The organism is Maribacter thermophilus (genome assembly GCF_001020565.1).
Classification (GTDB): Bacteria; Bacteroidota; Bacteroidia; order Flavobacteriales; family Flavobacteriaceae; genus Maribacter; species Maribacter thermophilus.
The window spans coordinates 2,285,333-2,297,871 of the sequence record NZ_LDAS01000001.1 but is presented as its reverse complement, the minus strand read 5'-3'; the positions used below and the strand labels follow the sequence as shown (position 1 = coordinate 2,297,871).

Annotated in this window: 12 protein-coding genes; 6 read left to right on the top strand and 6 right to left on the bottom strand. The window is 39.2% G+C overall.

Annotated features, from left to right (window positions below; translation table 11 throughout):
• Positions 1–15 precede the first annotated feature (15 nt).
• Positions 16–1,365, top strand: coding sequence for a TolC family protein (locus AB657_RS09960; protein ID WP_047246351.1), 1,350 nt, complete (start codon positions 16–18; stop codon positions 1,363–1,365).
• Positions 1,366–1,440: 75 nt separating this feature from the next.
• Complete coding sequence (gene tsaB, locus AB657_RS09955; RefSeq protein ID WP_047247919.1) at positions 1,441–2,115, top strand: tRNA (adenosine(37)-N6)-threonylcarbamoyltransferase complex dimerization subunit type 1 TsaB; 675 nt, start codon at positions 1,441–1,443, stop codon at positions 2,113–2,115.
• Positions 2,116–2,182: 67 nt separating this feature from the next.
• Here tsaB and AB657_RS09950 read toward each other — a convergent pair whose 3' ends face one another.
• From AB657_RS09950 to AB657_RS09935, 4 genes are all read right to left on the bottom strand, one after another.
• Complete coding sequence (locus AB657_RS09950) at positions 2,183–3,007, bottom strand: mechanosensitive ion channel family protein (RefSeq protein WP_047246350.1); 825 nt, start codon at positions 3,005–3,007, stop codon at positions 2,183–2,185.
• 75 nt (positions 3,008–3,082) lie between these two features.
• A complete protein-coding gene (locus AB657_RS09945; protein ID WP_047246349.1) occupies positions 3,083–5,131 on the bottom strand; it encodes a thioredoxin domain-containing protein in 2,049 nt (682 codons plus the stop codon).
• Between the two features lie 128 nt (positions 5,132–5,259).
• Positions 5,260–5,460, bottom strand: coding sequence for a dodecin family protein (locus tag AB657_RS09940; protein ID WP_047246348.1), 201 nt, complete (start codon positions 5,458–5,460; stop codon positions 5,260–5,262).
• 71 nt (positions 5,461–5,531) lie between these two features.
• A complete protein-coding gene (locus AB657_RS09935; RefSeq protein WP_047246347.1) occupies positions 5,532–6,440 on the bottom strand; it encodes a NifU family protein in 909 nt (302 codons plus the stop codon).
• 126 nt (positions 6,441–6,566) lie between these two features.
• Here AB657_RS09935 and AB657_RS09930 point away from each other — a divergent pair, with 126 nt between their 5' ends.
• A complete protein-coding gene (locus tag AB657_RS09930) occupies positions 6,567–7,589 on the top strand; it encodes a PorP/SprF family type IX secretion system membrane protein (protein WP_047246346.1) in 1,023 nt (340 codons plus the stop codon).
• Positions 7,590–7,635: 46 nt separating this feature from the next.
• On the opposite strand, the gene AB657_RS09925 is transcribed toward AB657_RS09930, so the two are convergent.
• Together AB657_RS09925 and AB657_RS18235 are read right to left on the bottom strand one after the other, a co-directional pair.
• Entirely contained in the window at positions 7,636–8,418 is a 783-nt protein-coding gene (locus tag AB657_RS09925) for a hypothetical protein (protein ID WP_316933218.1), read from the bottom strand.
• 44 nt (positions 8,419–8,462) lie between these two features.
• Positions 8,463–8,810 (bottom strand): hypothetical protein, encoded by a 348-nt coding sequence (locus AB657_RS18235; protein ID WP_316933217.1) that lies wholly within the window; start codon positions 8,808–8,810, stop codon positions 8,463–8,465.
• A 205-nt stretch (positions 8,811–9,015) separates the two neighbouring features.
• Here AB657_RS18235 and AB657_RS09920 point away from each other — a divergent pair, with 205 nt between their 5' ends.
• Genes AB657_RS09920 through AB657_RS09910 form a run of 3 tightly spaced genes read left to right on the top strand, consistent with a single transcriptional unit; the run spans position 9,016 to position 12,492 of the window.
• Complete coding sequence (locus tag AB657_RS09920; protein WP_047246345.1) at positions 9,016–11,220, top strand: histidine kinase; 2,205 nt, start codon at positions 9,016–9,018, stop codon at positions 11,218–11,220.
• Positions 11,217–11,948 (top strand): LytR/AlgR family response regulator transcription factor, encoded by a 732-nt coding sequence (locus AB657_RS09915; RefSeq protein WP_047246344.1) that lies wholly within the window; start codon positions 11,217–11,219, stop codon positions 11,946–11,948. The genes AB657_RS09920 and AB657_RS09915 overlap by 4 nt, the downstream gene beginning before the upstream one ends.
• Positions 11,949–11,976: 28 nt before the next feature.
• Positions 11,977–12,492 carry a gamma carbonic anhydrase family protein gene (locus AB657_RS09910; protein ID WP_394332523.1) on the top strand — a complete coding sequence of 172 codons (516 nt, stop codon included), beginning with the start codon at positions 11,977–11,979 and terminating at the stop codon, positions 12,490–12,492.
• Positions 12,493–12,539: the final 47 nt, after the last annotated feature.

The following is a 12,539-nucleotide window of genomic DNA, read 5'->3' as shown; positions in this document are numbered from 1 at the left end:
AAAAATAAATAAAACATGAAACTTAAGATAACCATAATGTTTCTGCTGATGGCAGTTGGCACAACACTGGCCCAAAATAAGAAGTGGACTTTGGAAGAATGTGTTAACTACGCAGTGGAAAACAACCTATCGGTAGAGCAGTATGAGCTGGACCTAGAAAGTGTGAAGATAGATGAGAAAGATGCTTTTGGTAATCTTTTGCCCAATCTTAATGCCACTGCATCGGTTTCCAGTAATACCGGTTTTTCTATAAACCCCACCAATAACCTACCTACAAACAGTACGGCAAATAATGTGAATGCCGGATTTTCTTCCAGTGTCACGTTGTTCGATGGTCTGCAAAATATAAAAAGGGTACAAAGGGCAAAATTGGCGGCATTATCCAGTCAATACCGTTTAGATGACCTTAAAGATGATATTCGTCTCAATGTGGTGAATGCTTATCTGCAAATACTTTCGAACAAAGAGGCGCTTAAAGTGTCGAGGGCCCAGTATGCCGTTACCGAACAAGACTTAAAAAGAACCAAAGAATTGGTGGAATCTGGAGTAGTGCCAAGGGGAGACTTGTTGGAAATAGAGGCTACGGCCGCAAACCAAGAACAGCAAATTGTCAATAATGAAGGCTTGGTGTTGATCTCTAGAATAAACCTTGCCCAATTGTTACAGATTACGGATTATGAAAATTTTGATATTGCGGACGAGTCGTTTGATATTCCACTATCCGATATTCTGAATAACACACCTAAAACTATTTTTTCCAAAGCACTGGAATTTAGAAATGATATCAAGTTTTCCGAGTCAAATGTAGACTTGGCGGAAAAAGATCTGGAAATTGCAAAAGGTGCTTATGCACCAACGCTATCAGCTTTTTTTCAATATGGTACCAGATATTCTGACGTAACACAGATCCCTGATGCTACCGGCATGCCTTATACCCCAAGTTTTACAGATCAAATGTGGATTTTTGATGGTATATCCTATGGTGCACAGCTTAACGTACCAATATTCAATGGTTGGAGTACGCGCAACAATGTTAAACGTTCACAAATAAGTTTAGAGAAGTCAAAATTACAGTTAGAGCAAGACAAACTTGCCTTGGAGTCAACGGTGAACCAAGCTTACATAGATGTTACTACATTTCGTAAGTCTTATGAGGCGGCCGAGAAAACACTTGAGGCAAGAAAACTGGCGTATGAGTATTCTAAAGAGCGGTTTGATGTAGGCTTGATGAATTCTTTTGATTTTAGTCAGGCCCAGGCCAGGGTAGATGATGCGGAAGCCCAAGTAATAAGAACCAAATATGAATATATTTTTAGATTAAAGTTGTTGGAGTTCTATTTCGGAATTCCGATTACCTTAGATTAGTTTTAATAGGTGTAATTAAAAACCTGCAAACATTTATTTGCAGGTTTTTTTATGCTTATTCAATACCTTTGGGCTATGGGATTGATTTTAAATTTAGAGACCGCAACTACCAATTGTTCGGTGAGCCTTGCCCTTAATGGTGATGTTGTTGCCATTAGGGAAAACAATACACCAAATTACTCACATGCTGAACAGCTACACGTATTCATTAAAGAATGTTTAGAAGAGGCAAAGAAATTACCTGGTGATATAGATGCGGTAGCCGTTAGCAAGGGGCCGGGGTCGTATACCGGTTTACGAATAGGTGTGTCGGCGGCAAAAGGGCTGTCTTTTGCTTTGAATGTTCCATTAATTTCCATTGCTACCCTAAAGAGTATGGCGTCGCAGTTGAATGTGGAAAGGGATGATGTTATTGTTCCCGTGTTGGACGCCAGAAGAATGGAGGTGTATTCAGCGGTATTTGATGCAAAATTACATGAGGTAAGAGAAACCCGTGCAGAGATTATAGATGGGGGGTCTTTTAAAGAATACACTGCTAACGGTAAAGTTTATTTTATTGGTAGTGGGGCCGAAAAAATAGAATCTACCTTAGATGGTGATAATTTGGTTTTTAAGACTAAGGCGGTACCTTCTGCAAAAGAAATGGCAGTGTTGTCCTATCAAAAATTCTCTTCAAAAGATTTTGAGGACGTAGCCTATTTTGAGCCTTACTATCTAAAAGATTTTTTAGTTACCAAGAAAAAGGGGTAGGGCCTACAAATAATAAAAAGCCCCTTAGACTTATCTAAGGGGCTGTTTCTTTTTTTACGGTTATGGCTTATTCTTTCATCTGGTGCACAACTCTTTGTGGAAAAGGAATTTCAATACCTTCGGCATCGAACCTGTATTTAATTTCTTCCATTACGTAAAAATGAGCTTTCCAAAAGGTATCGTTATCGGCCCAAAACCTAAGTGTTAGGTTTACGGAACTATCGGCCAATTCACCTACATATACTTCGGGCGCCGGATCTTTGTGTATATCCTTATTGTCGTTACAAATTTGAAGTAGTATGTCTTTTGCCTTTTTAATGTTGGAATCATAGCCTATACCTACGTCAATTTTGTCTCTTCTGGAGTTTTCGGCGTTATAGTTAATAATGTTGTTGTTCGACAATTGGCCGTTTGGAATAATGGCTATTTGGTTACCAAAGGTTTTTAGCTTTGTGGTAAATATGGATATTTCCTTGACCGTACCATCTACCCCTTGGGCGGAAATAAAGTCACCGACCTTAAAGGGTTTAAAAAGTAATATAAGCACCCCTCCGGCAAAATTGGCCAAAGAGCCTTGTAGGGCCAGGCCAACAGCAAGACCTGCGGCACCTATTATTGCTACCAGTGAAGATGATTGTACCCCCAATTGGGTTATGACCAGTACAAATAGAAGAATCTTGAGAGCTATGGATATTAAGCTCTGCAAGAATGTTTCTAAAGAGGGGTCGTAGTCTTTTTTTGCGAAGAACTTACGTATTAGTTTGTTTATGACCCGAATAATATACGTACCCACTACTAATAACAAAATAGCCAACAGTAAGTTTGGTAGGGCATCCCAGAACCATTTAATGGCCTTGTCAACATGTTCTTGATAGTTCATTATCTCTTCCATAAATAAATTTAAATTTTAGGGCACGAACTTATATGATCTTAGTGCCTTGAACAAGAAATTTTATTTAAACAATTGTTAATGCAGGCTGTTTTTGAGCAGTTGCGTCAAAGCTTTGTCCGTATGAGTCAAAGGCAACTGGCAGGCGCCATGGCTGCATATACATATATGGGTGCTTTTGTCTATATATCTATTCTTTAACAAAGAAATGCCTCCTTCTTTTTCTGCTCCGCAAATAATGGTGTGCGGCAAATAGTTTTTGTTGATTTCCATGGCTTTTTCTACATAGTCGTCGCCAACAATGGCAATCTCGTAAAAAGGCAATTGTTCGTTGAGTACCAGATCCAACCAATTGGCGTAGCTCTGTGTGTTTTGCGAAAAATTATCCTGCACGTTTTTTAGCATTTTTATATAAATGTCGGTATAGCCTAGCTCTGGGTAGTACTTTGACAATTTTAATAGGTTTTTTGCCATGATGGAATTGGAAGAGGGTATAACGTTGTCACCAACTTCTAATGTTCTTCGTATTACATAGGCGTCTTTTTTTGAGGTAAAGAAGAACAGTCCACTTTCGTCATCCATAAAATTGGATAAACAATAGGATGTTAAATTGTTGGCCTGTTGGATCCAATGTTCGTTAAAGGTTACTTCATAAAGGCCTATAAAGGCATCTATAACGGCGGCATAGTCCTCAAGGTAACCATTAATGGAGCTTTTTCCATTTTTATGGTTATGGTAAAGACCGCCATCATTTCTAAAGAGATTTTTGGTAAGAAACTTGGCGTTTTTTAGGGCAAGGTCCAAAAAAGTCTCTTTTTGCAAATACTTGTATGCATCGGTAAGGCCTTTTAACATTAAACCGTTCCAAGAGGTTAGTATTTTATCGTCCAATCTTGGTTTGGGCCTATTGTTCCTTTCTTTTTTTAAAGTTGCTTGGCATCTTTCTAACAATGCTTCTAGTTCTTTGTGGGACAATGCGTGTTTTTTTAAGAAGTCTTCATCAGAGGTGTCCCTTATCAATACATAGTTGCCTTCTTCCCATTCTCCGTAAGGATTTATATTGTAGTATTCTTTAAACAGTGCGTAGTCTTTTTTGAGAAGGGATTGCAGCTCTTGTTCTTTCCATACATAATAGGCCCCTTCTTCCAATATTCCTTTTTCGTTTAAGCTATCGGCATCTAAAGAAGAGTAGAAGGCATGGTCGTTAGACATGAGCTCTTCGGTTACAAATGCAATGGTCTTCTCTACGGTTCGTTTGTAAAGGTCGTTTTTCGTCGCGGCATACGCTTTGGCATATAGGCTTGTTAACAGGCCATTGTCGTACAGCATTTTTTCAAAGTGGGGGATATGCCATTTCGTATCAACGGCATACCTTGAGAATCCTCCCCCTACATGGTCGAAAATACCTCCATAGGCCATTCTGGTCAAAGTAGTGTTTACGTAATCCATTATGGTTTCGTCTTTTAACGATGTCGCATAATGAAGTAAAAACTCCATGTTTACGGGCATCATAAACTTTGGTGCTCGTTTGTAGCCTCCTAAAAAAGTATCAAAATATTGTGACCAATTTTCTACGTCTTCCTTAAGGTTTTCAATGGAATATATAAAGGTGTTCTGTTGGTCTTCAATGATGTTTATTTGTTGTATTCCTTCGGCCATTCGCTGTGCGTAGCCCAAAACTTTTTCGGTATCGGATCTATATAGCTCAGATAGGTCCTTAAGCACTTTAATCCAGTCTTCTTTTCTTAGATAGGTGGCCCCCCAAAAAGGACGTCCATCGGGCAGGGCGACAATATTAAGTGGCCAACCACCACTACCGGTCATCATCTGAAGCGCATCCATATAAATATGGTCAATGTCCGGGCGCTCTTCGCGGTCCACTTTTATATTTACATAGTGTTGGTTCATTACTTTGGCTACCTCTTCGTCTTCAAAACATTCATGCTCCATAACATGGCACCAATGGCAGGCCGCATAACCAATACTAATTAAGATCAGTTTGTTTTGCTTTTTTGCCTTTTCCAAGGTCTGTGGGTTCCATGCGTGCCAGTCAACAGGGTTATGGGCATGCTGTAACAAATATGGACTTGTTTCTTTTATGAGGTCGTTCGTGAATTTTTGGGCCATATAGCAATTAGTTTAAACGGTAATTATTGTTTGTTCAAAGTGTGTGTTTTCTCAAAGATAGCCTTTGGTGTATCGAAACAAAAAAAGCACCCAAGGGTGCTTCTCTAAAACGTATTTCAAAATTACGGTTATTTGACCTCGAATGTAATTTTTACATTGACTCGGAAATTCACCATTTTACCGTCCTCGACCACCGCACTCTGTTCGTTAATGTATACAGACCGGATGTTTTTAACGGATTTTGATGCTTGCTCTACCGCATTTTTTGTTGCGTCTTCCCAACTTTTGTCGGAATTAGCCAATACTTCTATAACTTTTAATACTGCCATAATTAGTGTTTTTAATGTTCTTTACAATTTAACGATTAATCATGGCTTAATTGACTGATTTACAATTTTTTTTAGCCGTTCAGCGCAACGACTTCGTTTACCTTGTCCCCCATCATATTCTTTAACATGGTTTCTATACCGTTCTTTAAGGTAAATGTGGAAGACGGGCATCCGCTACAGGCGCCTTGTAGAATTACGTTTACGGTTCGGCTTTCTGCATTATAGGATTTAAAAAGAATATTTCCGCCGTCACTTGCCACTGCAGGCTTCACGTACTCTTCTAAGATATCTATGATTTCCAGAGAGGTGTCGTCCAAATCTTCGGGTATGTTATTATTTGTAACGGTAGGGGCCTGGGTACCGCCAACAGGTTTTGCATTGTCGTTGACAATTTCTTTTCCTTCGGCGATAAAGTTTCTTATCAACTCTCTAAGCTCAATGGTAATATCTTCCCATTCGGCCACTTCGTATTTGGAAACGGAAACATAGTTTTCATCGATAAAAACTTCCTTTACAAAAGGAAATTGGAACAGCTCCATAGCCAAAGGCGATTCTCTGGCCTCGTCGATGTTTTTATACTCAAAAGTGGAACCGACAATTTTTTTACTTGCCACAAATTTCATGGTAGCGGGGTTCGGGGTTACTTCTGCGTAGACAGTAACGGCAATTGGCTTATCGCTATCTTCTTCTATGACAATGGGCTCTCCCGCGTTTAAATACTCTACTAGTTGTTGGGCTACTTCATCCTTTACGTCTTGCCATTCCACAATATCATATCTTTCCAAACCGATAAAATTACCGGAGATATACACCGTTTTTATAAACGGAAGGTGAAAAAGCTGTTGCGCCAGAGGTGAATTTTTGGCCTCATCAATATTTTTGTACTCGTAGTTTTTGCGTTTTACGAGCATATGGTTAGATTCGAACTTTAGTATGGTAGGGTTGTTGGTCTTAACTACGGTAATAGAATACTCTTTCATCTCAATTTTAGTTTGAGTACAAAAGTACAAAGGAAATCTAAGTTAAGGGCTATATAATAATGTTACCTATATGTCGTTATACTATATATTTAGAGCAATTTGAACCTATATCCTCATTTCCCACAGATGAAATTTAAGCTGATACTTTTGTTTTCTTTCCTAGTTTTTGGAATGAAATCCAATGCTCAGGAAGGAATACCTGTTTATTTTGATTATTTATCTGATAACTATTACTTGGTTTTTCCTTCTATGGCAGGTATTAGTCAGGGTGGAAAAATCAGGGCAACGGTAAGGAAGCAATGGTTCGATGTAGATGATGCACCTAACTTACAGACAATAAACGCACATTTTAGGTTGGGCGATAGCCCCAGTGGTATTGGAGCCATCGTTTTTAACGATGCAAACGGGTACCATTCTCAAACCGGACTCAAAACAACGTATGCCCATCACTTAAGAATGGGAAGCCAAGATATAAGGGTGTTGAACCAATTGTCGTTTGGCCTTAGCGCCACGGTATTGCAAAGTAGCCTTGACGAAACGGAGTTTAGGTCTGCAACACCCGATCCTGCCATAGCCGGTATAAAATTAAGTTCTACCTATTTTAATGTAGACTTAGGGGTGTCTTACAGTTATCAAGAATTCTATGCCCATTTTGCCGTTACCAATGCCCTTACGGGTAGTCAAAGAAATGTGTATTATAGAGACAGGCAAGATAATCCGGATGCATTGGTGATAGATAATATTAGAAGATTTTTGATCTCTACGGGGTATGTATTCGGTAAAAGTGAATGGCAAGTAGAGCCTTCGGTACTTTTTCAATTGACCGATTTTACCAAGGAAAAAACGATGGATGTAAATGCCAAAGTTTATAAAGATGTCGATTTTGGTCGTATTTGGGGAGGACTTTCCTACCGAAGAAGTTTTGATGGTGCTCAATATCAAACGACCGATAGTTTTGGGGAGCAGCGTTTACAGTTGATTACTCCTATTATTGGCGCCAACATCAAAAATTTCTTGGTCTCCTATAATTATTCTTATCAAATGGGAGATATCCGTTTTGATAATGGCGGGTTTCACCAGATTACTTTAGGGTACGATTTCGGACAAAAAGAACGTAAGTACGATTGTTACTGTCCTGCGGCTAACTAATTGTTAAGAGGCCTTTTTTTTGATAAAAAAGACCTCTTGTATTTGTTTACTCCCAGGTATAATTTTTTACGGAAGCCTGTCTTTTAATGGCTTTTAACATGGCGCTTTCCAACTCGCCTTTGTTGCTCTCATCTTGTTTTTCAGAAATGTAAAGCTCTCGTTTTTTATTGAGTTCGGCAATCTCCTTTTGTATTTTTTCTCGTTCGGTTTGCTTGTCTTTTATATATGCTTCTATTTCTTTTTCCGATTTACCTTGTAGGTGTTCTGGAAGTTCATTGTCTTTCAGCTCGCCAAGTTCAAATTCTTCGTCGGCATAGGCGTCCACTAAGTCCCAATTTTTATTGTTGTACAATCTAGAGCTTTTGCTAACGGCCCTTTTTACGGCCACCGTTTCTTCCATGGCCATTGCGTTTTGGTCTTGGGTGCGTTGCATTTCCATTTTTGAAGCCCCCAGACTACCATAAGAAATATAGGTCTTATTGAGTTTTGAGTTTAGTTGTATAATGATATCGTCATAAGGTGTTTTAATATGTACCACTTCTCTGTTGTGGTCAATGGCCATATATTCGCCCCCTGTCAATACGGCCCCCTTTTTCCATTCGGTACGGATGCCTTGTTCGTAGTTACCGCAGAAAATGGTATTCACGACAATATCTTTTTCCTTGGCATTGGTAATGGCATCCCTATAATTTAATTTTCCTTGTGTAAAGGGTTCGTTGCCAGCAATGAATATCATTTTTAGATTATCCGGATTTTTGCCCCATTCCAGTTGTTTTATAGAGGTTTGTATCACTTCTCCACAAAATTCTTCGCCCCCGTTGGTGGTCAATGAGAATAATTTTTCTGAAATCTCGTCCAGGTCGTTACTGAAATTCAGTACCTGTTGAATGTATCCTTCCCTAGAAGACAGGTTGTCGTTGCCGTATTGATAAATGGCAATTTGCAGTTCGGGTCGGGTTTCGTTTCCGCATTTGGCATGTGTAAATTCGTTGACAATATCCCAAAGTCTGATTTGGCTTGGTTTATTAAACCGTCCATGCTATTGCTGGTATCTAAGAGCAATGCTATTTTGACCGTGTTTTTATTTGAAGTTTTTACCAATGGGGTAGCTTGAGCCAATAACACTTTTTTGTTGGTGTCCTTTCTCGTCTCACACCCATAACCCATGGCCATTGTTAAGGCCAGGAAACTTAGAACACCTATTTTTTGATGCTTTTTCATAACATATATTTTAAAGTTTACGAGATAAATCTATGTGTAAACTATAGGTTAAAATAGGGGCTTTGAGGGAAACGATGGTTTAAATGAGTAAAGAGGGCCTTTGCCTTCGTAAAGGCTTAAAAAGCACTCCGATTACTACGTAATATGCAATATCTATATTTTTTAGTGAGCTATAAATCAGCTAAGTTTACGGTAATTATAAACGATGCACAAACAGGGTTTTTACATATTTGTTTTATTTCTTTTGGTTGGCTTTGCAGGTTTTTCCCAGCATAACCAAACGTCACGCTTTACCGTTAAGGGCAGCGTGGAAGCCAAAGAGACCCACGATCCTATTTCGGGGGTGTCGGTTACTACCAGTGCCGGTGCACAGACTTTTACCAATGCCTTGGGGGAGTTTAAGATAGTTACTGCCATCGGTGAAGAGTTGATTATTGAACATTCCGGTTTTCAAACGGTAAGGTATCAGATTAGGGGTAAAGACGATATTAAGGTGCAGGTGGAGGGTTATGGAGACAGGCAGAAAAGAAGTTCAGATAGCCAATACTCCTCTAGAAAACCTGGAGCAAGTAGAATGTACTTGGATTCTGCACAATTTTACAAGAAAAATGATATCGCCAAAAGTATAGATTATGTGGCCAGATATATAGAAACTCTGGGCAGTAATGGTAGTAAAGACGAATTGGCTAGGTCATTGACAACCTTGGGGGAGATTTATCTTTTTCATAAACAGTACGATTTGGCCATCGATAATTTTGAAGATGCCTTGGAGGCCAATAAAACCATAGCCACTTCTTTACTTTTGGCGGAGACCTATGTATTGACAGACCAATTGGAAAAGGCCGAAGAAACCCTAAAACCGATACAGGAAATTCGTAGTATGCTGCCTTTTCAAAGGGTAGCGCTCTATGAAATACTGGGCGATATTAAAAGGAAAAAGAACGATGTGGATATGGCCGTTAAATTTTACAATGAAGGGTTAACGGTGGCTACCAAAAACCAGATTACGCCCAAAATGACAGATTTAACTTCTAAGATCGCAGATACCTATGCGCAGGGCAATAGGTTAACGGAAGCGGAAGCCTATTACGATAATTCTGTAGAACTGGCCACCAAAATGGCGGCTAAAAGAGCCTTGCAAGAGAAAGAGAAAGTCGCCGATTTTTATAATAAAAAAAATGAATACCAAGAGGAGATCGCCATTCGTAAAAATAGCTTGGCCGAATTGGACAAATTAAATAAAGTACAAGGGCAAGCTTCTGAAGCTGGGGTAGGCGATACCATTACTTCCCAAAGAATAAACTATAAAATCGCCAATGCCTACATTGCCCAAGATAAATACACCGAGGCGATTCCCTATTTGGAAAGAAGTATCGTTCAGGCAGATTCTAAGAACGACCTGGTGGTGCAAAAAGATGCTACAAAAAAACTATCGGAGGTGTATGGCCATAGGGGGGACTATAACAAGGCACTGGAAACATACCAAACCTATGTGGCCCTGGTAGATACCTTGTACAAGCGTAAAGAGCAAGAAATTTCAAGGGCCGCCCGTTTTAATAGAGAGATAGCAAGTACACAAAGTAGAATTACCGGGCTAGAGCAAGAAAGAGAGCTTTCACAGAGCAAATATGATTTGGCGTTGACCCAGCAAGAGTTGGCCGAAGAAAGTTATAAGCGGCAACGGTGGGTAATTTATTCCCTCATCTTTGGGTTGCTGCTAACAATCTTGGCAGCCTTCTTTTTTTACAGAAGCAACCAACAACAAAAATTGGCGAACAACCTATTGGCATTAAAATCTTTGCGTTCGCAAATGAATCCCCATTTTATTTTTAATGCCCTTAACTCTGTCAATAACTATATCTCAAAAAGTGATGAACGTAGTGCTAATAGGTATTTGAGCGATTTTTCTAAACTGATGCGCTCCGTGTTGGAGAATTCGGAAGAAGACTTTATTCCCTTGACCAAAGAGTTGGAGCTTTTAGAGCTGTATATAAAATTGGAGCATTCCCGTTTTCCCGATAAATTTGACTATACCATAACGGTAGACGAACATTTGGACGTCTCCTCATTTCAAATACCCCCTATGCTTTTACAGCCCTATATCGAAAATGCAATTTGGCACGGACTTAGATACAAAGAGGGGAAAGGCCTGTTGGAAGTGAACGTGGGTTCTGAGAATGAAAGGGAACTAAAGATCGTTATTACAGATAACGGGATTGGTAGAACCAAATCAGCGGCCTTAAAAACCAAAAACCAAAAGAGTCAGAAATCTAAGGGAATGGGAAATATAAAACAACGATTGGCAATTTTGAACGATATGTATAAAGACAAGGTCGATGTTTCCATTTCCGATGTAACTTTAAACGGTGAAGGAACACGGGTTGTTTTCACGCTAAAAAAAGATAAATGAAATTAAAGGCCATTTTAATAGAGGACGAAGCCAACAGCCGAGAGATTTTAAGAAATTATCTTAAAAAATATTGTGCCAACGTTGAACTTTTGGGGGAGGCCGCTTCTATTAAAGAGGGGCTGGAACTGATAGAAAAAAATAAACCGGACCTTGTTTTTTTAGATGTGGAAATGCCTTTTGGCAATGCTTTTGATCTGTTGGACCAAGTGCCCGATCGTACTTTCGAAACCGTTTTCGTTACCGCTTATGACCATTATGCCAAAGATGCCCTAAACCATCATGCGGCATATTATTTGACCAAACCCATCAATATAGATGAGTTGATAATGGCGGTGGAATATGTAGAGGAAATTAAAGCCAAGGAAGACAACTTGCAGGAGAAAGTTTTAAATACGAATTCAAAAAATATAAAGGGTAAGTTAACTTTGCCACAACAAGATGGTTTTCAGATCTTGAATGTGGAAGATATTCTGTATTGCAAGGCAGATGATAATTACACAGAGATATTTTTGGAGAACAAAAAGATATTGGTAAGCAAGACCCTAAAGTATTTTGAGGATGCCTTGGTGGATTTTCCGTTTGCACGCATCCATAAATCATATTTGGTAAACGTAAACGAAGTAGTTAAATATAAAAAGGGAAAAGGAGGTAGCGTAGTGGTCTCAAACGGAAAAGAACTACTTGTTTCGGCCTCCAAAAAGAAGGAGTTTCTTTCTTTTTTTGATTGAATCGAATTTAATAGAGAATAAGAACATAATGATTAAAGGAGTAAGGGGCAAAATGCCCAAGATCGGTGAAGATTGTTTTATAGCCGAAAATGCAACCATTGTAGGAGATGTTACTATAGGCAATCAATGCAGTGTATGGTTCAATGCCGTTTTAAGGGGCGATGTACACTATATAAAAATGGGCGATAAGGTGAACGTGCAAGATGGGGCGGTCATACATTGTACCTATAAAAAATCGCCCACGAATATTGGTAACAATGTTTCTATAGGTCACAATGCCATTGTGCACGGTTGTACTTTAAAAGACAATGTACTTATAGGTATGGGGAGTATTGTAATGGACGATTGCGTGGTAGAAAGTAATAGCATCATAGCTGCCGGTGCCGTACTTACCAAAGGCACCCATGTACCTTCGGGCAGTGTATTTGCAGGCACACCAGCAAAGAAAATCAAGGATATAAGTCCGGAGCTGAGTTCGGGCGAAATAAATAGGATCGCAGAGGCGTATACCATGTATTCTGGATGGTTTAAAGAAAATGATTAACCTGTTCCGTTAACGTAGATTGCGCTTACATTCAATATTATTACTTT